This window comes from Rhodococcus sp. PBTS 1 (assembly GCF_001620025.1).
In the GTDB taxonomy this organism is placed as follows: Bacteria; Actinomycetota; Actinomycetes; order Mycobacteriales; family Mycobacteriaceae; genus Rhodococcoides; species Rhodococcoides kroppenstedtii.
Genome location: NZ_CP015219.1, coordinates 2,229,655 through 2,250,057 on the forward strand (window position 1 = coordinate 2,229,655; position 20,403 = coordinate 2,250,057).

The window sequence follows — 20,403 nt, forward strand, 5'->3', positions numbered from 1 at the left end:
CCGTCAGACGTCGGTGGAGAACCGAACTCCGCCGTCCGGCAACGTGACTCCCGGCCACACGCGTGCCCCGCGGAGCAGTTCGCAGCGCGCGCCGACGTTGGCGCCGTCGCCGATCACGGCGTCCCGCACCAGGGCCCGCGGTCCGATGCGTGCGCCGAAACCAAGGATCGACCGTTCCACGACGGCACCGGCGTCGACGACCGCACCGTCGAAGACGACCGCGCCGTCCAGACGGGCGCCCGCGCCGACCTCGGCGCCGCGTCCGACGACGGTGCCGCCGATGAGGAGTGCTCCCGGCGCCACCCCCGCACCGGGATGCACCAACGACTCGCCGCGAGCGCCGTCGAGCGCCGGCGACGGTGCGATGCCGCGAACCAGGTCGGCGGAGCCCTTCACGAAGTCCTCGGGAGTGCCCATGTCCCGCCAGTACGCGGCGTCGACGTGCCCGTAGACACGCTTGCCCTCCGCCAGCAGCGCCGGGAACACCTCGCGCTCGACGGACACCGGGCGACCCTCCGGGATCTGCTCGATCACGCTGCGACGGAAGACGTAGCAGCCGGCGTTGATCTGATCGGTCGGCGGGTCCTGCGTCTTCTCGAGGAACGCGGTGACGCGCCCGTCCTCGTCGGTGGGGACGCAGCCGAACGCGCGCGGGTCACCGACGCGCACCAGGTGGAGCGTGACGTCGGCTTCCGATGTGTGGTGGGTGTCGAGCACCGCCCGCAGGTCGGTGCCGCCCAGCACGTCTCCGTTGAACACCATGACGTTGTCGGCGCGCAGACGCGGCAGCACGTTGCGAATACCGCCACCGGTGCCGAGCGGCTCGTCCTCGAAGACGTACTCGAGGTCGAGCCCGCGACTGCTGCCGTCGCCGAAGTGCTCCTCGAAGACCTCCGCCTTGAAGGACGTGCCGAGCACGACGTGCTCGATGCCCGCGGCCCTGATACGGGCCAGCAGGTGCTCGAGGAAGGGAAGCCCCGCCGTCGGCAACATCGGTTTCGGGGCGGACAGGGTCAGTGGCCGCAGCCGAGTCCCCTTGCCGCCCACCAGGATCACGGCATCGGTTGCCGGAGCTGTCATCGCGTCCTACCTCTCTCGTCGTTCGCCGGTCCCGACCTGCGTGTGTGGTGCGTCGTCCCCCGGTACCCCATCGGCCCCGTCGCGGCGGCGTAACGCGGATGCCACGACGATGCGCGAGCGCACCGCCAGACCGAGCCGGAGTACCCCGCGCAGGGGAGCCTGCCACGGCGCGGGATGACGATCCGCCTGGAAGCGATAGGCGCTCTCGTGGTGCGCCGGAAGCATCGACTCCGGATGACGGCCCGCCGCATGACCTTTCGCGTGGGTGACGACGGCGTCCGGCACGTAGACGTTGAGCCACCCGGCCCGGCCCAGCCGGTCGCCGAGGTCGACGTCCTCCATGTACATGAAGTAGCGGGAGTCGAACCCGCCCACGGAGTCGAACGCCACGCGACGCAACAGCAGGCAGGACCCGGACAGCCAGCCGACCGGACGCTCGTCCACGGCGTCGGTGTCCTGCCGGTACCGCTGCGTCCACGGGTTGGTCGGCCACACCGAGCCGAGGATCGCGTGCAGCGACCCGGAGGTCAGATCGGGGACCCGACGGGCCGACGGGTAGCGGGACCCGTCCGGCTCCAGGATGCGGGGACCCAGCGAGCCCGCGCGCGGCCATCGCTCCGCGGCCGCGAGCAACTCGTCGATCGAACCCGGCGACCAGCGCACGTCGGGGTTGACCACCATGACGAACTCCGCCGCCGGGTCGGTCAGGGCCACAGCACGATTCGCGGCACCGCCGTATCCGATGTTCTCCCCCGTGCGGACCAGACGAACGTTCTCGCGCTCGTCCGCGGCGGCCTCGGGCGCACCGTCGGTGGACCCGTTGTCCGCCAGCAGGACCGTGACCGGTCGGGTGGTGGCCGACGCGAGGCTGTCGAGAAAGGTGCGCAGGTGCTCGCCGGGCGAGTAGGTGACCGTCACGACGGCGAGAGGGGCGTTCACGCCGGTCACCCTATCGGCCGCCGAACCGACCGCTCTCGTCCGCCCGAGCGGCCAACGCCGCGTCCACCGCGTCACGCCACGGACGCAGCGGCGTCAGACCGGCGCCGATCCAGGACCGCGGTGAGAGCACCGAGTAGGCCGGGCGGGGGGCCGGACGCGGGAAGTCGTCACTCGAGCACGGCCGAACTCGCTCGGGATCGGCCCCGACACCGGCGAAGGCGGCACGCGCGAGGTCGAACCAGGACGCCGATCCACCGCCGGCCGCGTGCAGCACGGACGGCAGTGCGCCGACGGTGCCCGCCGCCTCGAGCAGTCCGTCCGCCAGATCGGCCGCGTACGTCGGGGACCCGACCTGATCGCTCACCACCGTCACGGTGTCGCGCTCTCGTTCGAGCCGCAGCATCGTCGCCACGAAGTCGGTGCCGACGCCCGTGTAGACCCAGGCCGTCCGCACCACGGTCGCGCCGGGCAGGGCGGCCAGGACGGCCTTCTCTCCCGCCAGCTTGGTGCGGCCGTAGACGGTGCGCGGGCCCGTCGGGTCGCTCGGCTCGTACGGCGTCCGGGCGTCGCCGGGGAACACGTAGTCGGTGGAGACGTGCAGCAGCTGCGCCCCCACCTCGGCGCACCGCTCGGCCAACAGCCGCGGGCCGCGGACGTTCAGCTCCTCGGCAGCGTCGACGTCCGTCTCGGCCGCGTCCACCGCCGTGTGGGCGGCGCAGTTGATCACCACGCACTCGCCGGTGATCGTGGCGGCGATCGACGACGGGTCGGTGATGTCGAGCTCGTTCGACCCGTACCCCACGGCCGCGCCGCCGCTGCGGGCGACCACCTGCCGCCCCAGCTGACCGGCCGCTCCGGTGACGACGATCGGACGGACGGGTGCGGTTGGGGTCACAGGCGAAGAGTGTGGCACGCCGCCGCGGCTTGCGCGGACCACCGCGGCGGGGCCGTTAGCCTGGACCGGTGACGGATTCTGTGACGAACCCCGGGACGCCGCGCGGTCGCCACGAATCCGCGACAGACCGCAACGCCACCCGGCCCGGCGCACGCCGACCGGGCTCCGACGACCGCGCCCCGAATCCCGGCGCCGGCCGTCGCCCGACGCCGCGCACGCGCCACCGCTCCCCCGCGAGCCCCGGCCGGCCGTGGGGACGCATCGCCGTCGCCTCGCTGTCGGCGGCCGCGTTGCTGGTGACGGGCGTGGCGTGGCGCAGCGTCGACTCCCTGCGCAGCAACCTCGCGACGGTCTCCGACCTCGGTCTCGGCGGCGCCGCCGACGGCGCGGTGGACATCCTCATGGTCGGCACCGACAGCCGTACCGACGCCCACGGCAACCCGCTCTCGGCGAGCGAGCTCGCCTCGCTCCGCGCCGGCGAGGAAGTGGCGAACAACACCGACACGATCCTGCTCATCCGAGTGCCGAACGACGGATCCTCCGCGACGGCGATCTCGATTCCCCGCGATTCCTACGTGGCGGTCCCGGGTCTCGGCAACAGCAAGATCAACGCCGCCTACGGCGCCACCAAGGAGGAGAAGCGGCTCGAGCTCGTCCAGAGCGGGGTGCCCGACGACGAAGCCGACCGGGAATCCACCCAGGCCGGCCGAGAAGCACTCGTGTCCGCGGTCGCCGGACTGACCGGGGTGACCGTCGACCACTACGCCGAGGTGGGTCTGCTCGGGTTCGTGCTGCTGACCGACGCCGTGGGCGGTGTCGACGTCTGCCTGAACGCCCCGGTGGACGAGCCGCTGTCGGGCGCGAACTTCCCGGCCGGCGAGCAGACCCTGAACGGGTCCGACGCGCTCAGCTTCGTCCGACAACGGCACGACCTCCCGCGCGGCGACCTCGACCGCATCGTCCGTCAGCAGGTGTTCATGGCGTCGCTGGTGCGCAAGGTGCTCAGCGCCGGCACCCTGAGCAATCCCGGAACCCTCGGCCAACTGTCGAACGCCGTCTCGCGGTCCGTGGTCCTCGACGACGACTGGGACGTGTTGCAGTTCGCGACCAACCTGCAGAACCTCGCGGGCGGCAACGTCACCTTCGAGACCATCCCCGTCGCCGACATCAACGGCATGACCGACTACGGCGAGTCCATCGTCGCGGTCGACCCCACCGAGGTGCAGAACTGGGTTCGAGGACTGCTCGGCGACGACGCCCCGCCCGCCACCGACCCCGACGCGCCGGACGTCCCGCAGATCGATCCGTCGACGGTCACCGTGGACGTCGCCAACGATTCGGGCATCAGCGGCCTGGCGTCGTCGGTGTCGTCGACGCTGGGAGCCGAGGGCTTCCGGACGGGCGACGTCGGCAACAACGAGGGCGAGTCGGTGGACACGACCACCGTGTACGCCGGAGCGTCCGACGACGACGCCGCGAAGGCCGTCGCCGCGCGTGTCGGTGCGACGTCGACGGCCGTTGACGACTCGTTGCCGTCGGGCACGGTCCGCATCGTGCTGGCGTCGGACTACTCGGGCACCGGCACGCCGAGCTCCGCCATCACCGGCGTGACCTCGGCGGGCGATGCACCGACTCCGGCTCCCGTCGCGGCCGACCCGATCGACGCCGGGTCCACCGGACCCCAGTGCGTGAACTAGTGCGTGCACCAGTGCGTGAACTGGTGCTCGAACGGAGGAGCGACGTCCCGTGATCGACCCCACCCTGACCGACCTGCTGCTCACCCCGATTCTGGGGGCCGACCCCGCCGGCCCGCGCGTCACGTACTACGACGACGCCACCGGCGAGCGCATCGAGCTGTCCGCCCTGACGTTGGCCAACTGGGCCGCGAAGACGGCGAACTTCCTCCGCGACGAGCTGGGCGTGGCCCCCGGTGACGCCGTGCGCGTCGACCTGCCGGCGCACTGGCAGACCGCCGCCGTCCTGCTCGGGGCCTGGTGGGCGGGCGCGCACACCGTCGTCGGCGCGGCCGACGGCACCGCCACCACCGTGGCGCTGGTGACCGCCGCCGGTCTCGACGACGCCGACGAGAGCGAGGTCGCGGCGCTCTCCCTCGACCCCTTCGGGCGTCCGGTCCCGGATCTGCCGATCGGAGTCACCGACTACGCGACGGCGGTGCGTGTGCACGGCGACGCCTTCACGCCGTCGGGCACCGGTCCCGCCCTCGCCGGACGAAGCGCGGCCGACGTCCTGGGCGACGCTCGACGACGCGCGGCGGATCGCTCGTGGGACGCGTCGAGCCGGGTCCTGTCGACGGCTCCGTGGCCGGACGCGGACGCCGTCGTCGACGGACTCGTCGCCGTGCTGGCGGCCGGTGCGTCGCTGGTCCAGGTGTCGAACGCCGATCCGGCCGCGCAGGAGCGTCGGCGGACGACGGAGAAGGTCACCGCGTCCTACCCGGCGTGACGGGCGAGCGCGTCTACGGCCGGTAGCCGCCGTCGGACAGCCCGGCCTCGATCTCGAAGCGGTTGGCCGGTCCCGGTCGGCGCGCCTCCTCGACGAGGTAGCGGATCGCGAACGACACCCCGTACCGACGCCACTGCTCGGCGTGGACGGCCTCGTGCGTGAGCAGCGCACGTCGCCGCCGGGGGTCGGCGAGGGCGCGCCCCGCGGTCACCGGGCCGGTGAGGAAGACCGCACCGACGCAGGTACCGCCGCGGCCGTAGCCGGTCCGCATGCCGTGGCAGATCAACAGCGCCGACTCCCGGTCCCACTCGACCCGGCCGCCCCACAGAGCGCCCCACAGGAGCGCCACCCGCGTCGCGAACACCACCTGACGGTTGCCGCGCGACACCGCGCGGACGGTCGCCCGGGGCACCTGCAGCGGAGCGGTCATCCGAGCAGGGATCGCCGCAGGGCCTCGTCCTTCTCGAGCACCATCTGCTCGAGGCCGCGCTGGAAGTCCGCCATCCGCCCGCGCAGGGCGGGATCCGACGCACCGAGGATGCGTACCGCGAGCAGACCGGCGTTCCGCGCGCCGCCGATGGACACGGTGGCCACCGGCACGCCCGCGGGCATCTGCACGATCGACAGCAAGGAGTCCATGCCGTCGAGGTACTTCAGGGGCACCGGCACGCCGATCACCGGCAGCGGCGTCGCGGAGGCGACCATGCCCGGCAGGTGCGCCGCACCCCCGGCGCCGGCGACGATCACCTCGATGCCGCGGTCGGCGGCGTCGCGGGCGTAGTCGAGCATCCGCTGCGGGGTGCGGTGGGCGGAGACCACGCCCACCTCGAAGCGCACGCCGAACTCGGCCACGGCCTCGGCGGCGGCCTCCATCACGGGCCAGTCCGAGTCGCTGCCCATGACGATGCCCACCCGGGCGCCGGTGGAGGTGCTGTCAGCCATGGTGCGGGTCCCATCCGTCGGTCCACACGCCGTGCGAGAGCCAGTGCGCGGCCCGCTCGGCGCGTTCTCTGATGTCGGCGACGTACGCCGGATCGTCGGGCGACCCACCGGGTGCGCCGACGACGTTCACGTGACCGATCTTGCGATCGGGCCGCTCGCCCTTGTCGTAGAGGTGCACCTTCGCGTCCGGCATGCGGGCGAACAAGTGGTGCAGGCGTTCGTCCATCGACAGCTCGGGTTCGGCCGGCGCGCCGAGGACGTTGGCCATGACCGTGACCGGCGCCGTCGGCGAGCAGTCGCCCAGCGGGTAGTCCAGCACGGCCCGCAGGTGCTGCTCGAACTGCGAGGTCCGCGCGCCGTCCTGCGTCCAATGGCCCGAGTTGTGCGGGCGCATGGCGAGTTCGTTGATCGACACCGAGCCGTCGGCCTTCTCGAACATCTCCACCGCCATGACCCCGACCACGCCGAGTTCGGCGGCCACGCGCAACGCGATGTTCTGGGCGTCCGCGGCGGCGTCGTCGGACAGCCCGGGCGCGGGAGCGATGGCCACCGCGCACTGACCCTTCCGCTGCACCGTCTCCACGACGGGCCACGTGGCGCCCTGCCCGAACGGGGACCGCGCGACCATCGCGGACAGTTCGCGGACCATCTCCACCCGTTGCTCGACCATGAGCGGCGCTCCCGCGGCGAGTTGCTCGCGCACCACGGCGACTGCCGCGTCGGCGGTGTCGGGGAGCCAGACGCCGCGGCCGTCGTACCCGCCGCGAACCGTCTTGATCACGACCCTCCACTCGTGGGCCTCGCCGAACTCCGTCAGGTCGGCCTCGGAGGTCACCGGTGCGAAGTCCGGCACCGGCAGCCCCAGCTCGCGCAGCCGAGCGCGCATCTTCAGCTTGTCCTGCGCGAACACCAGCGCCGACGGCGGCGGCTGCACGTTCACGCCCTCGCCGACGAGAGTGTCCAGGTGCTCGGTGGGCACGTGCTCGTGATCGAAGGTGAGGGCGTGGGCCCCGCGCGCGACCTCGCGCAGGGCGGCCAGATCGGTGTGCGACCCGAGGACGACGTCGGCGCTCGCCCGCGCCGCGGGCTCGCCGGCGGTGCCGGACAGCACCCGAAGCGTCTGGCCCAGTTCGATCGCCGCCTGCTGCGTCATCCGGGCGAGTTGACCCCCGCCGATCATCGCGACCACCGGCATCGTTGTCATGCGATCGCGGGGCGGTTCCTCACGGGGCGGGACTTCCGTCGGGTTCTCCGTCACGGCCCACATCGTTCCACGAGGCCGTCCCGCGACGGACCGGGGCCGGGATTCGTGCGTGGCGAGATTAGGGATCGCGCCGATCCGTTCGTAAACTAACCAATCGTGCCTGTGATGGATCGTGTGGTAGCCAGCATTCCCCAACCGTTCAGGGATGTCGCGCTGCGCCACTCGGAACTGATCAAGTTCGCCATCGTCGGCGCCACCACCATGGTGTTCGACCTGACGATCTTCTACTCCCTGAGCCTCACGGTCCTCGAGTCCAAGCCCGTCGTGGCCAAGGTGCTCTCCGGCGTGCTGGCCACGATCCTCAGCTACATCCTCAACCGCGAGTGGTCCTTCAAGAACCGCGGTGGCCGCGAACGGCACCACGAGGCCCTGCTGTTCTTCACCATCAGCGGTGTCGGTGTCCTCCTCGCAGCTGCGCCCCTCTGGATCGCCAACAACGTCTTCGACATTCGCGAAGGCGCCACCAGCCTCACCGCGCTGGTGATCATCGACTTCGTCCTCAACTACATCATCGGCAACCTGCTGCAGATGGCGTTCCGCTTCTGGGCCCTGCGCCGGTTCGCGTTCCCCGACGAGAACGGTCGCGGCGTGATCGCCAACCCCCTCGACGAGTTCGACCACCACGGCAACCCGCGCGACCCGAACGCTCTCGACGACGCCGACCCCGACGGCCAGCAGGCGCCGTTCATGGGTCACAGCTGAGCCCGAACTCGTCACCGGCCCGAACGGCGCCCGCGTTCCGAAGCGGCGCCTCCGATTGGGGCCGCCGCATCGAAACAGGGGTGCCGCTCGCCTACCGCGGCTCCGCCGGCGGGCTCGTGACCCGGAGCGTCGTGGCGGGCAGGAAGACCGTGAACATCGCCGGCCGCCGTCGTTGCAGCTCGAGCCGCCCACCGTCGGCCTCGACCAACGCCCGCGCCAGCGCGAGCCCGACGCCGGTGGACCCGGCCCCGGAGAACCCGCGGTCGAAGATGTGCGGCGCGAGCTCGTCGGAGACGCCCGCACCGGCGTCGGCCACGTCCACCCGCACGGTCGGCTCACGGTGTTCGCGGCCGCCGACGGCGCGCACCGTGACCACGCAGTCCCCGCCGCCGTGGTCGAGAGCGTTGTGGATGAGCACCGAGACGGCTTCTCTGAGCCGGGTGTCGGTGACGGACGCCGTCAGGGCGGGGTCGCCGGTGAGGGTGAGGGTGCGCCCGGCGTCGTCGAACGTCCGTCGCCAGTCCTCCACCACCACCTGCAGTTCGGGCAGCACGGCCACCTCCGCGGCGCCGGCGGACCCGTCGTCGCGCGACGACCGGACCAGGTCGTCGATGGCGTCGGTCAATCGATCCACCTGGGCCATGGCCTCGTTGGCCTCGGTGACCACCTCGGGGTCCGGATGCTCGGACAGCTCGTCGAGGCGCAAGCGCACGGCGGTCAATCGACTGCGCAGTTGGTGGGACACGTCCGCGACCAGGGCGTGCTCGCGCTGCAACCGGCCCACGATCTCCACCGTGGCGGAGTCGAGGACGTCCGACACCCGGTCGAGTTCGGGAATCCCGTGGCGGGTCGCGTCCTTGCGGAAGTCGCCTTCCGCCAACCGCGCCGCGCGACCGGCCACTTGCTGCAGCGGGTCGGCGAGACGACGGGCGGTGAGCACCGCGACGACGGTTCCCGCAGCGATCGACGCCAGCACCACCAGAGCGACGGCGCCGACGGCCTGCGCCTGCGAGGTCCGCATCTGTGCCGACGGGATCTCGAGACGCAGGGATCCCGACGTGCCCATGGACAGCGATTCCTCGATGGGTCGATCGACGGACGCGGGGCCGATGTCGACGCGCGTCGCCGGGTTCTCCGGCGTCGGGTAGACCACCTCGAGGCGGCCCCCGGTGGGCACCGCGAGCCGCAGCGACGTGGTGTCCAGCTGCCCGTCGACGCGACCGTCGCCGCCCTCCTGCTCGATGATCTCCGCGGCGAGGCGGTCCAGACGCAGTCGCATGTCACCGCGGGTGAAGTCCTCGACCCAGAGCCAGGCGGTGTAGGTCAGCGGAATGCCCAGCAGCAGCCCGGTGAGAATGACCACCGCGAGGATGGCCTGGAGGAGGCGGCGGCGCATCGGATCAGTCCGTGTTGATGCGGAAACCCACGCCCCGCACCGTCGCGATGCGCCGCTCCGCGACGGGCCCCTCGTCACCGATCTTCCGACGCAGCCAGGACATGTGCATGTCCAGAGTCTTGGAGCCGCGCAGCTCCACGTCCCCCCACACCTCGCGCAGGATCGTTTCGCGGGAGACCACCTGACCGGCGTGGTCGAGAAGGATCTTCAGCAGCTCGTACTCCTTGTTGGCCAGGCTGATCTCCGTACCGTCCAACAGGACTCGGCGCGCGGCCGGTTCGAGCCGCAGGCCGCCCACCTCGATGGGGGTGTCCTCGGCCGTGGGGCCGCGTCGGCGGAGCAGGGCGCGCACGCGGGCCATCAGTTCGGCCAACCGGAACGGCTTGGAGACGTAGTCGTCCGCGCCGGCGTCGAGTCCGACGACGAAGTCGACCTCGTCCGTGCGGGCCGTGAGCATGAGGACGGCCAGCTCGGCGGTCGACGCGCGGATCTGACGACACACCTCGAGGCCGTCCATCCCCGGTAGACCGAGGTCCAGGATCAGCAGGTCGAACGAGCCGCCCAGTGCGCGCGCCAGCGCATCCGGACCCGTCCGTTCGACGGTCACGGTGTAGCCCTCTCGGCCGAGGGCCCGCGACAGGGGCGCGGCGATGGCCTCGTCGTCTTCGGCGAGCAGAACGTCGGTCACCGGACCACCCTACGAGGTTCGAAGCCCTCGTCCGGTCGGTCGTCGGCGTCGCTCACCACGTGGTGGTACAGCAGAGAGTGGACGCGTTCGACGTCGGGCACGTCGTCGAATTCGAGCGGATCGTCCGATCCCGCCACCACCACGAGCGTCCCGGTGCGCAGCAGACGGTCGATCAGCCCGTGACGGAACTGGACGTTGGCGATGCGCGCGAGGGGAATGTCCGTGCCGTGGTGGGCAAGTACGCCCTGGCGCACGATGACCCGCCGATCGGTGACGACGAAGTGGGTCGTACGCCACCGCATCACCGGCACCACCGTCCGCAGGACGACGACGGCGGCCCACGCCACACCGACGGCGGCGATGGCGATCGTGCGCGCCGTGCCCTCGGTGGTGCGCTCGGCGACGCCGGCGAGGAAACCGGCCAGGGCCGTCACGACCAACGCGGTCAGCGCGGGGAGGACGAGCATCTTCCAGTGCGGGTGCCGGTGGAGGGCGACGTCCTCGTCCGGTCCGATCGCGTCACGCGGGAACGCCACGGTCACTCCCCCGCATCGGGGACGGCGCGCAGGTGGGTGACATCGCCCGCGGAGACGGCCACCGGGGCGCACCCGTCCTCGGGAGCGATCACGATGCGCCCGTGTCCGTCGACGTCCGCCGCGGTGCCGACCAGCACCTCGTCGCCGGGCATCGTCACCCGGACGCGGCGCCCCAGCGTGTCGCAACGCGCGCGGTAGAGCTGAGCCAATCCGGCGGTGTCCCAGCCGCTGTCGCGCCACTCGTCCACGGCGGTGCCGAACGCCCGCAGGAACGCCCGCACGATGGTGCCGCGGTCCAGCACCGCCGCGCCCGCCGCCCGCAGCGAGGTCGCCGTCGGGACCGGAAGTTCCTCCGCCGTCGGCGTGACGTTGATGCCGACGCCGGCCACCACCGTCAGGGCCGGGGTGCTCCCGGCGACCTCCACCAGGATCCCGGCGACCTTGCCCGGTGCGCGGTCGCCGGTCAGCAGGACGTCGTTGGGCCACTTCAGGACGGCGTCCACCTCGCACACCGAGCGCAGCGTGTCCACCACGGTGATGCCCGTGAGCAGCGGCATCCAGCCCACGGCGTCGGGCGAGATCCCCGGCAACCGGACCAACGCCGACACCGTCACCTGCGACCGAGGCGGAGCGGTGAACGAGCGGGAGTGCCGACCGCGGCCCGCGTCCTGCACGTCGGCGATCACTGCGGTGCGGTCGGCCGCGGTCGCCGCGACGGCCACCAGATCGGCGTTGGTGGACCCGGTGCGGGGCACCACCGTCACCTCCGCCCACGACGCGCGGGGGCCGTTCACCAGGGCGCGGGTGATGGCCCGGCCGTCGAGAGGGGCCCGGTCCAGATCGGTCCAGGGCCCCGCTCCCTGTGCACGCTCCGCGCCACCGTTGTCCGCCATGGGGCCCGAGCATAGAGATGCACACGGCCCCACGGCGGAGCGTGACCGGGCGCACGGTACGACGGCGGGGGTCGTTACAGTGCAGGGCTATGACGAGTGTGCAGGACGCCGCAGCGCAGGAATCCGTTGCTCGGAACGACGCCGACGGGGCGGCCGCGACCGCACCCGACATCCACACCACCGCCGGCAAGCTCGCCGAACTGGCCGCCCGCCGGTCGCAGGCCGAGCTCCCCATGGGCGAGGCGGCCGTGGAGAAGGTGCACGCCAAGGGCAAGCTCACCGCCCGCGAGCGCATCGAGGCGCTTCTCGACGAGGGATCGTTCGTCGAGCTCGACGCCCTCGCCCGCCACCGCAGCGTGAACTTCGGCCTCGCCGAGAACCGCCCGTTCGGTGACGGCGTCGTCACCGGATACGGCACCGTCGACGGCCGCGACGTCTGCGTCTTCTCCCAGGACGCCACCGTCTTCGGCGGCTCCCTCGGCGAGATCTACGGCGAGAAGATCGTCAAGGTCATGGACCTCGCCCTCAAGACCGGCCGTCCCCTCGTCGGCATCAACGAGGGCGCCGGCGCCCGCATCCAGGAGGGCGTGGTCTCCCTCGGCCTCTACGGCGAGATCTTCCACCGCAACGTCCGCATGTCCGGTGTGGTGCCGCAGATCTCGCTCATCATGGGCCCCGCGGCCGGTGGCCACGTCTACTCCCCCGCGCTCACCGATTTCGTCGTCATGGTCGACAAGACCTCGCAGATGTTCGTCACCGGACCCGACGTCATCAAGACCGTGACCGGCGAGACGGTCACCATGGAGGACCTCGGCGGCGCCCACACCCACATGGAGAAGTCGGGTGTCGCGCACTACGTCGCCTCCGACGAGCAGGACGCCCTCGACTACGTCCGCGACCTCCTCGGCTACCTCCCGTCGAACAATCAGGCCACCGCGCCGCGCCTGGCGCCGACGGACCCGGTCGACGGATCCATCGAGGACTCCCTCACCGCCGAGGACCTCGAGCTGGACACGCTGATCCCGGACTCGCCGAACACCCCGTACGACATGCACGAGGTCATCCGCCGCATCCTCGACGACGACGAGTTCCTCGAGGTCCAGGAAGGCCGCGCGCGCAACATCATCGTCGGCTTCGGACGGGTCGACGGCCGCAGCGTCGGCATCGTCGCCAACCAGCCGACGTCGTTCGCCGGCACGCTCGACATCGATGCGTCCGAGAAGGCCGCGCGATTCGTCCGGACGTGCGACTGCTTCAACATCCCCATCATCACGCTCGTCGACGTCCCCGGCTTCCTGCCCGGCACCGGCCAGGAGTTCGACGGCATCATCCGCCGCGGCGCGAAGCTGCTCTACGCCTACGGCGAGGCGACGGTCGGCAAGATCACCGTCATCACCCGCAAGGCCTACGGCGGTGCCTACGACGTCATGGGCTCCAAGCACATGGGCGCCGACATCAACCTCGCGTGGCCGACGGCCCAGATCGCCGTGATGGGCGCCTCCGGCGCCGTCGGCTTCGTCTACCGCAAGCGTCTGCTCGAGGCCGCGAAGAACGGTGACGACGTCGACGCCCTGCGCCTCGAGCTGCAGAACGAGTACGAGGACACCCTGGTCAATCCGTACGTCGCCGCCGAGCGCGGTTACGTCGACGCGGTGATCCCGCCGAGCCATACCCGCGGGCAGATCGTCACCGCCCTGCGTCTGCTCGAGCGCAAGTACGTCACCCTGCCGCCGAAGAAGCACGGCAACATCCCGCTCTGATCGACCGGACGGCCGGTGGGGGCTCGCTCACCAGAACCGGTGATCGAGCCCCCACCGCGTCAACTCGCTCGACAGGGTGGCCCGCAGAGATGCCGTGTCTCCTACCAGATCCGGGTGGATGCCGAACACCGTGACGGTGACGGTGTCGGCGTACTGCACCGACCACGCCGCCAGCGCGGGGCCCTGCGCGCGCCGGTCGGCCGCGGAACGCCCTTGCATCACGGCGCGAATCGCGAACCGCTCGGCAGGCGTCCCCAACGGTGCCACCGACTCCGTCGGCGCCGCACCGAGATTCGACACGGTGACGTCGGGTCCCGGAACGGCCTTCATGAGCCGACCGAGCACGACGTCCGGCATCAGTCGCGCGATCGCCTGAAGGTGATCGACCACCGCGTCGTCGGTCACCGCGTACCGGGCGAAGGCCTCCTTGCTGAGCCGACGGACGGTCGCCAGACCCGTGTCCGGACCCACGGGCCCGGCGAGCCGGATCCACACTCCGCCCGACGCATTCGCTCGGTCGTCGCCGTCGGACCGCGTGTCCACGGCGATGCAGACGCGGGTGCCGCCCGGCGGCGCGACGTGTCCGGTCTCGCGCAGCACGCTCGTGAGCACCGCGGTGAACAGGCTGTTGGGTGTGCCGCCCAGTGCGGCGGCCCGCGCCTCCCACTGCTCCCGCGGAATGTCGACGACGGCGAGCGTGGTGTCGGCGTCGCGCTGCGGCGGGGCGGGGCGATCCTCCGCGGCGCCCATCACCTCGGGTGCGTCCGACACCGGGGCCGCCGCGGCCGACCGACCCAGCAGCGCCCGGACCCCCGCCCGACCGATGACGGCGGTCGCGCGGACGATCGCCGGCACCTGCGCGGCAGCGTCGAGCAGATCCCCCCGCACGCCCGACCATCCGGACACCTCGGACGCCGTCGGAAGACCGCGCACCGACCCGAGCCGGTTCTCGGCCGATCGTCGCGCGTCGCGGAGCGCGTCGTGCACGGCGTGACCGTCGGCGATCATGTGGGACACCAACAGTGTCAACACGACTCGTCCCGACCGGGTGTGGGCGTACTCCACCGTGAAGCCCCGCCCCGCACCGGGATCGAGATCGGCGTCCCGCAACCGGCGGTCCAGCCAGGCACCGACGGCGTCGTCCTTCACGACCGTCGGTTCCTCGTACACCGTCGGTGGTCGCTCCGCCCGGACCCAACGGTGCCGCGCGACCGGCACGCGCGTGCGCACGATGCGACGACCGAAACCGCCGCGCGCCAACGCCGTTGCCCAGTCGAGCACGGCGTCGTGGCCGGGATCGTCGGCCAGGACCCAGGCGAACTGGATCGGCGCGGTCCACCCGAACAGCCGCTCGGCGAGGTCGTAGGACTCGTCGGCGCCGGCCACCCGGTCCGCCGGGTCGATCACCGTGTCCGTGGTCTTCGCTGCCTCACGCGACGTCACCGCGCACCCCCCACGCTTCCAGTTCGGCCCGCACGGCGTCGCGCAGCGCGGACACGGATCCAACACGGGTCTCGTCGAAACCCGCCACGGCGAACGTCGTTCGGCCCTCGGTCTCGAGCAACCACGATTGCACGCCCTCCCCGAATCGCTCCGGACGGTCGGGCCGGACACCGCGCGAATCACCGCGGAACGACACGGTGGTCGCCGTCGCGTCGCCCACCCGGGCCAGTCCGTCGAACCGGCCGAGGTTCGAGGCCACCGCGTCCGGCATGCCGGAGGGCCCGGCCATGACCACGCGGGTGACCAGGGCGATCGGCAACACCTGAAGCAGCGACTGCAGGTGGTACGCGGCGGGTCGCTCGCCGGCGCCGACGGCGGTGAACGCGGCCCGGCACCGGGCCCGCAGAGGGCCGAGATCGCCACCCGCGGAGGGACGGTCGTCGACGACGACGGTCACCCCTCCGGTCGCGTTGCTGCGCTCGTCGTCGACGGCGTCGGGTCCGCGGAGGCTCACCGGCACGCCGACGCGCACGGGGTCGCCCGGTGCTGCGTATCCGGAGGCATAGAGAGCGCCGGCGACGACGGCCACGAACAACGAATTCGGTGTGCCGCCGAACCGCGCGGCGCGTTCCGCCCAGTGGTCGGTGTCGGTGTCGACGACCACCCACGACGGCTGCGCTCGCGGCGCCCGAAGCGCCGGCGCGGACCGCGCCGGGCGTACGGGGGTCGCAGCGGGAGCCTCCGCGGGCGGCGAGGTCACGGCGGCGCGCACGGCTCGGGCGGTCCCCAGCGCGGCACGGCCCAGTTGCAGGCCGGCGTCCACGAGGTCGTCGACGGGACCGAGGCGGGACACATCGAGCCGGCGGGGCGGGCGGGCCGACGGTGCGGGCGCGGGCGTTCGGGTGGCGACGGCGGCGTCGACCGCCGCCGAGGTGAGGGCGCGCCCGTCGGCCACCAGATGCAGACAAGTCAGCGAGAGGACGGCACCGCCGCGATCGTCCGGGGCGACGTGCACGGCCCAGCAGCGACCCGCCTCGGCGTCGAGGTCGGTGGTGCGCAGCAGCGCCCGCGCCCACTCGTCCCGCTGGTCGACGGGCACGGGATCGTGTCGAACGGACGGAGCAGGGTCGGTGGTCGAGCGCACCCAGTAGGGCCGGGCCAGCGGGACGCGAGGCCGCACGAGCCGTCGATGGAGTCGGCTCGCGGTCAGCGCGTCGGTGAAGGCCTGCAGGGCGGCCGTCCCCGGCGCACGGTCGAACGTCCACGTCAGTTGCAGGACGACGTCCCACCCGAACGCCTCGCGCAGAAACCAGTAGGTGAAGTCCTGATCCTGGAGACGGCTCATCGCGCGACCGGAATTCGGGACTCGACGAGGTCCGCCGCTCGGGCTACCGCGCGCTCCGGGTCGACGAGGGCGTCCTGCATCCGTCGCGCGCCGTCGGAGCGGGCCGCGGCCGCCTCGATCGCGGACGCCAGCGCCGACGGGGTCGGATCGTCCCCCCGCAGCATCACACCCGCGCCGACGTCCTCGAGGCGCCGGCCCCAGAACGGCTGATCCGCCGACACCGGCCGCACGACGGCGGGGCGACCGGCCCGCAGCACCGCCGCGGTGGTGCCCGCCCCGCCGTGGTGGACGACCACCGAGCAGCGCGGGAACAGCGCGGCGTGGTCGACGTGGCCGCTGAGCACCCGCACGTCCGCATCCGGCCCGAACTCCTGCTCGACGTCGCGATCGAGGTCGTTCCATCCCGGCGCGACCAGGGCGCGCAGACCGAGCGACCGCACCGCCTCGCTCACCCGGCCCAGGGACCTCTCGGCAGCCCGCAACGGCATCGAGCCGAACCCGATGTGGACCGGCGGGTCCCCGGCGTCCAACCACGCCGCCAACTCCGAGTGCAACGGCGACGGCGCCGGCGCTCCGCCGAGGAAGCCGACGAGGGGCCGACGGTCACCGTCGAACCCCGCGGGCGGCGGACACAGTGCCGGGTCGTACGCCTGAATCTCGACGGCGCCGGAATCGGCGAGTCGGTAGGGCACGGGACGACGCGCGGACGGCAATCCCAGCCCCGCTCGCACCGTGTTCTCCCGACGCCGGGTGGCGGTCCACAGCACGTTTTCGTAGGCGGACCAGGCGGCCCGGGTCACCGGAGCAGGCAGACCGTCCGCGCCGAAACCGGGCAGATGGACGTCGTTGGTGCGGACCGGCGCGTGGTGCAGACCGACCACCGCGGCCCGCACCGATTCGGCGAGGGGCGCGGCGACCTGCTCCGTGGTGATTCCGGTGACGACGACGTCGGGACGGTCGCGGTGGACGATCGCGGACAGGTCCCGGGTCATCTCGGCCCACCCGAGATTCCACAGTTCGCCGGCCGACCGCACGCGGTCGATCACCGACCCGTGCGAGCCGCGTCGGACCGCGGCCGAGGCCAGGTGTGCTCGGGTGTCGTATCCGAACGGCTCGACCGGGACGCCGTGGTCGGTCGCGAGCGAGGTCAGATTGGGTGGGAACGCGGCCACCACGTCGTGCCCGCGGGAGTGCAGCTCCGCCGCCAGATGGGACGCCGGCTGGACGTCCCCTCTCGTGCCGCTCACGGCGACGACTACACGCATCGGCTCTCCTTCGAGTCTCGACTCGGCTGTGCATTCGGTTGTGCACACCGCTCTGCGGTCGACCGCCCGTCACCGCGCTCGAACACACGTCACTGCCGCGGGTTCGGGTTCGGTGATGCCGCGGACGGGTCGATGCGCCGAATTTCCGTCAGGCGACAACGGACGATGCAGTGATCGCTGGATGGTCACAGACCTTGCCGCGTCATCACCAATGAGTATGTCTCACAATGCCTTGCGCCCGTTAACTCGATGTTTCGGCGATGAGTACGTTGCATGTCACCGTCGTTCGCGCCGGTCACGGCCCCGATGAGACCGATCACCCCGCGGCGACGGTGTGATCCGCACCGTCCCGATTGGCGGCCTTCACGATCGTCTGCCATCGTCGCAGAGACGCGACTCGGTACCCGCACGAACGATCCGGCACAAATGAAGACGGCTCGCCCGTCGGCCGGCGCGGCGCGGTCGCGCACCCGGATCGAGCATCGTCGATCCGGTCGATCATCACGCGGGAGAACGGTTTTCGTTACGGGAAGCGGTGAACTGCGGTGCCGACGAGAGCGACGCCGGTGTCGGGACGAGAGGAGGAATCGGATGGTGTCGACCCTGGTGTTCCAGGGCAGCCGAGGGGACGTCGAGCCGGGCGTCGCGCTCGCCGAGGAGCTCGTCCGCCGCGGCCGGACCGTGCGGGTCGCGGTCCCGCCCAACGTCGTCGACGACGTGCGTCGCCGACTGGCCTCCGCGCCGACGGTCGAGGTGTCGGCCTGCGGCCCGGACACGGCCCGGACACTGGCGTCCACCGTGGCGACTCGGGAGATCAAGTCTCGCAACCCCTTCCGTCGGCTCCGCGCGGCGACCGCTCTCGCCACCGAGGACGGGATCCGCACCCGTCGCGACCTGCTCGCCGTCGCCGACGGCTCGGACGTCGTGATCGGCTCGAACGTCGGCCAGGAGGCGGCACTCGACGTCGCCGAACGACTGGGGGTGCCGTACGTGCCCGTCCACCTGTGCCCGGTGCGTCCGACGCGCGCGGTCTCCTTCCCCCCGCTGCCCCAGCGAGTTCCCGGTCCGGTCCGCTTGGCCGGCTGGCACGCGCTCGATCGGGCCCTCTGGCACGCCTCCCGCGTGACCGAGGCCGCGCATCGACGCGATCTCGGCCTCCCTCCGTCGTCGTCGTCGGTGGCCCGCCGCCTGCGCCGACTCCGCACGACCGAGATCCAGGCCTACGACCCCGCACTCTTCCCGACGCTGCCGACCGAGTGGGGCGCGCGCCGGCCCCTCGTGGGTTTCCTCCGTCCCACCGGTGATCCCGCCGCGCTCGATCCCGACCTGGAGTCCTGGCTGTCCGCCGGGCCGGCGCCAGTCTACGTGGGCTTCGGCAGCATGACCGTTCCCGACGGGCCCGCCGTCGTCGGCGCGATCCTCGACGGGCTCGGGCGGCGGGGCTATCGCGTCCTCGTCGCCGGTGGGTGGTCCGGACTCGGTGCGGCCGAGGGCCTCCGGTCCGAACGCGGTCCGGGCAGCGACGGCGTCGACCGGGTGCGGTGGGTCGACCAGGTGGATCACCGGGCCGTGCTCCCCCGCTGCGCCGCCGTCGTTCACCACGGCGGGGCCGGCACCGTCGCGGCCGGGTTGGGCGCCGGATGCCCCACGCTGGTCTGCTCGGTCGGGGCCGACCAACCGCTGTGGGGCGCCCGCGTCACCGCACTCGGTGCCGGAGCGAGCATGCCCGTGCGGTCCGCTCGCGGCGCCGCCCTCGGCCACGCACTCGATCGCGTTCTGCACCCCGACACCCGCAGCCGCGCCGCCGCAATCGCCCGAGAGCTCGCACCGCCGGACGTCGCGGTCCGAGCAGCGGCCGACGTACTGGAGTCCGCAACCGACAGGAGAATTCCGTGTCCCGACTGACCCTCTCGGTGGTGATCCCCGCCTTCGACGAGGAGGAGTCCATCGGGTCGTGCCTCGACCTGCTGTGCGCCCAGGCGGCCGACATCGACGAGATCATCGTGGTGGACAACAACTCCCGCGATCGCACCGCCGACATCGTGGCCGACCGCGCCGCGCGGTCACCGCTGATCCGGACCGTCACGGAGCATCGCCAGGGACTGGTGTTCGCCCGCAACGCCGGCATGGACGCCGCCCGCGGCGACCTGATAGCGCGCATCGACGCCGACACGCGCGTCGGGCCCGACTGGGCCCGCACCGTCCGCGACTTCGTCACCCGCGACACCGACGGCCACTGGTGGGCCGTCTGCGGTCGCGGCGAGGCGTACGACCTGCCCTACGGCACCGCCGCGGCGCAGGCCAAGAGCCGGTTCTCGCCGTTCGGACGACGGCGCGCTCCGGAGGTGCGGGACGTGCCGGTCCTGTACGGCTCCAACATGATCCTGCGCCGCGCCACCTGGGCGGCCATCCGCGATCGGGTGTCCGACCGTCGCGACGTGTTCGAGGACGTCGACATGGGCCTGTGCGTGCGCGCCGCCGGAGGTCGCAACGGCTTCCTCGCCGATCTCACGGTGGGCGTCTCCCCCCGCCGAATGCACTCGCCCACCGGCGAATTCGTCCGCTACATGGTCTGCCTACCGCGAACGTTGATGCTGCACCGGCGCTTCGGTCTCGCGCTGGCCGCCGCCGCGCTGTACGTCCCGGGCGTGGTGGTCCTGCACGCCGCGCGCCTGATCGTCATCCGCGCGGCCACCCGAGCTCCGATCCCTGCCGCGCGCGGCATGCCCTGACAGTCCGTTCGACGAGTCCCCGCACCACCGGAGACGACCGCTACTCCCCCCAGATCAGGA

At 72.2% G+C, this 20,403-nt stretch carries 19 protein-coding genes; 6 read left to right on the forward strand and 13 right to left on the reverse strand.

Going from position 1 to position 20,403, the window contains the following annotated elements; translation table 11 throughout:
- Nucleotides 1–3 precede the first annotated feature (3 nt).
- From A3Q40_RS10040 to rfbD, 3 genes are read right to left on the reverse strand one after another with little or no spacing between them, the layout of a single operon-like run.
- Nucleotides 4–1,080, reverse strand: coding sequence for a sugar phosphate nucleotidyltransferase (locus A3Q40_RS10040; protein WP_068101938.1), 1,077 nt, complete (start codon nucleotides 1,078–1,080; stop codon nucleotides 4–6).
- A 6-nt stretch (nucleotides 1,081–1,086) separates the two neighbouring features.
- Nucleotides 1,087–2,019 carry a glycosyltransferase family 2 protein gene (locus A3Q40_RS10045; RefSeq protein WP_068105845.1) on the reverse strand — a complete coding sequence of 311 codons (933 nt, stop codon included), beginning with the start codon at nucleotides 2,017–2,019 and terminating at the stop codon, nucleotides 1,087–1,089.
- Nucleotides 2,020–2,029: 10 nt separating this feature from the next.
- Nucleotides 2,030–2,914, reverse strand: coding sequence for a dTDP-4-dehydrorhamnose reductase (gene rfbD, locus A3Q40_RS10050; protein ID WP_068101939.1), 885 nt, complete (start codon nucleotides 2,912–2,914; stop codon nucleotides 2,030–2,032).
- Between the two features lie 260 nt (nucleotides 2,915–3,174).
- On the opposite strand from rfbD, the gene A3Q40_RS10055 reads away from it, so the two are divergent.
- Both A3Q40_RS10055 and A3Q40_RS10060 read left to right on the forward strand, forming a co-directional pair.
- Nucleotides 3,175–4,611 carry an LCP family protein gene (locus tag A3Q40_RS10055; RefSeq protein WP_068105847.1) on the forward strand — a complete coding sequence of 479 codons (1,437 nt, stop codon included), beginning with the start codon at nucleotides 3,175–3,177 and terminating at the stop codon, nucleotides 4,609–4,611.
- Between the two features lie 52 nt (nucleotides 4,612–4,663).
- Nucleotides 4,664–5,377 (forward strand): TIGR03089 family protein, encoded by a 714-nt coding sequence (locus tag A3Q40_RS10060; protein ID WP_068105851.1) that lies wholly within the window; start codon nucleotides 4,664–4,666, stop codon nucleotides 5,375–5,377.
- Between the two features lie 13 nt (nucleotides 5,378–5,390).
- Here A3Q40_RS10060 and A3Q40_RS10065 read toward each other — a convergent pair whose 3' ends face one another.
- Genes A3Q40_RS10065 through A3Q40_RS10075 form a run of 3 tightly spaced genes read right to left on the reverse strand, consistent with a single transcriptional unit; the run spans nucleotide 5,391 to nucleotide 7,586 of the window.
- A complete protein-coding gene (locus A3Q40_RS10065) occupies nucleotides 5,391–5,807 on the reverse strand; it encodes a hypothetical protein (RefSeq protein WP_068101940.1) in 417 nt (138 codons plus the stop codon).
- Nucleotides 5,804–6,319 (reverse strand): 5-(carboxyamino)imidazole ribonucleotide mutase, encoded by a 516-nt coding sequence (gene purE, locus A3Q40_RS10070; protein WP_201132826.1) that lies wholly within the window; start codon nucleotides 6,317–6,319, stop codon nucleotides 5,804–5,806. The genes A3Q40_RS10065 and purE overlap by 4 nt, the downstream gene beginning before the upstream one ends.
- Nucleotides 6,312–7,586 carry a 5-(carboxyamino)imidazole ribonucleotide synthase gene (locus A3Q40_RS10075; protein ID WP_371831470.1) on the reverse strand — a complete coding sequence of 425 codons (1,275 nt, stop codon included), beginning with the start codon at nucleotides 7,584–7,586 and terminating at the stop codon, nucleotides 6,312–6,314. The genes purE and A3Q40_RS10075 overlap by 8 nt, the downstream gene beginning before the upstream one ends.
- Before the next feature lie 93 nt (nucleotides 7,587–7,679).
- Here A3Q40_RS10075 and A3Q40_RS10080 point away from each other — a divergent pair, with 93 nt between their 5' ends.
- Complete coding sequence (locus A3Q40_RS10080; protein ID WP_139203809.1) at nucleotides 7,680–8,285, forward strand: GtrA family protein; 606 nt, start codon at nucleotides 7,680–7,682, stop codon at nucleotides 8,283–8,285.
- Nucleotides 8,286–8,376: 91 nt separating this feature from the next.
- Here A3Q40_RS10080 and A3Q40_RS10085 read toward each other — a convergent pair whose 3' ends face one another.
- The 4 genes from A3Q40_RS10085 to A3Q40_RS10100 are packed head-to-tail and all read right to left on the reverse strand — an operon-like array spanning nucleotide 8,377 to nucleotide 11,798.
- On the reverse strand, nucleotides 8,377–9,681 hold the full coding sequence (locus A3Q40_RS10085) for a HAMP domain-containing sensor histidine kinase (protein WP_068101941.1): 1,305 nt from the start codon (nucleotides 9,679–9,681) through the stop codon (nucleotides 8,377–8,379).
- 4 nt (nucleotides 9,682–9,685) lie between these two features.
- Nucleotides 9,686–10,369, reverse strand: a complete 684-nt coding sequence (locus A3Q40_RS10090) for a response regulator transcription factor (protein ID WP_068101942.1) — start codon at nucleotides 10,367–10,369, stop codon at nucleotides 9,686–9,688.
- A complete protein-coding gene (locus A3Q40_RS10095; protein ID WP_068105860.1) occupies nucleotides 10,366–10,905 on the reverse strand; it encodes a PH domain-containing protein in 540 nt (179 codons plus the stop codon). Before A3Q40_RS10095 ends, A3Q40_RS10090 begins: the two co-directional genes overlap by 4 nt.
- A gap of 2 nt (nucleotides 10,906–10,907) precedes the next feature.
- The gene (locus A3Q40_RS10100) at nucleotides 10,908–11,798 is read right to left on the reverse strand and encodes a biotin--[acetyl-CoA-carboxylase] ligase (protein WP_068101943.1); all 891 of its coding nucleotides are present in this window, start codon (nucleotides 11,796–11,798) and stop codon (nucleotides 10,908–10,910) included.
- An 89-nt stretch (nucleotides 11,799–11,887) separates the two neighbouring features.
- On the opposite strand from A3Q40_RS10100, the gene A3Q40_RS10105 reads away from it, so the two are divergent.
- Nucleotides 11,888–13,558: an acyl-CoA carboxylase subunit beta gene (locus A3Q40_RS10105; protein WP_068101944.1), complete on the forward strand. Its 1,671-nt coding sequence runs from the start codon at nucleotides 11,888–11,890 to the stop codon at nucleotides 13,556–13,558.
- A gap of 27 nt (nucleotides 13,559–13,585) precedes the next feature.
- Here the strand turns inward: A3Q40_RS10105 and A3Q40_RS10110 are convergent, their stop codons facing one another.
- From A3Q40_RS10110 to A3Q40_RS10120, 3 genes are read right to left on the reverse strand one after another with little or no spacing between them, the layout of a single operon-like run.
- On the reverse strand, nucleotides 13,586–15,001 hold the full coding sequence (locus A3Q40_RS10110; protein ID WP_068101945.1) for a hypothetical protein: 1,416 nt from the start codon (nucleotides 14,999–15,001) through the stop codon (nucleotides 13,586–13,588).
- A complete protein-coding gene (locus A3Q40_RS10115) occupies nucleotides 14,988–16,346 on the reverse strand; it encodes a hypothetical protein (RefSeq protein ID WP_068101949.1) in 1,359 nt (452 codons plus the stop codon). The genes A3Q40_RS10110 and A3Q40_RS10115 overlap by 14 nt, the downstream gene beginning before the upstream one ends.
- Nucleotides 16,343–17,593 (reverse strand): glycosyltransferase, encoded by a 1,251-nt coding sequence (locus A3Q40_RS10120; protein ID WP_162269843.1) that lies wholly within the window; start codon nucleotides 17,591–17,593, stop codon nucleotides 16,343–16,345. Before A3Q40_RS10120 ends, A3Q40_RS10115 begins: the two co-directional genes overlap by 4 nt.
- 609 nt (nucleotides 17,594–18,202) lie before the next feature.
- On the opposite strand from A3Q40_RS10120, the gene A3Q40_RS20805 reads away from it, so the two are divergent.
- Together A3Q40_RS20805 and A3Q40_RS10130 are read left to right on the forward strand one after the other, a co-directional pair.
- Nucleotides 18,203–19,516: a glycosyltransferase gene (locus A3Q40_RS20805; RefSeq protein ID WP_068101952.1), complete on the forward strand. Its 1,314-nt coding sequence runs from the start codon at nucleotides 18,203–18,205 to the stop codon at nucleotides 19,514–19,516.
- Nucleotides 19,504–20,343: a glycosyltransferase gene (locus A3Q40_RS10130; protein ID WP_068101954.1), complete on the forward strand. Its 840-nt coding sequence runs from the start codon at nucleotides 19,504–19,506 to the stop codon at nucleotides 20,341–20,343. The genes A3Q40_RS20805 and A3Q40_RS10130 overlap by 13 nt, the downstream gene beginning before the upstream one ends.
- Nucleotides 20,344–20,403: the final 60 nt, after the last annotated feature.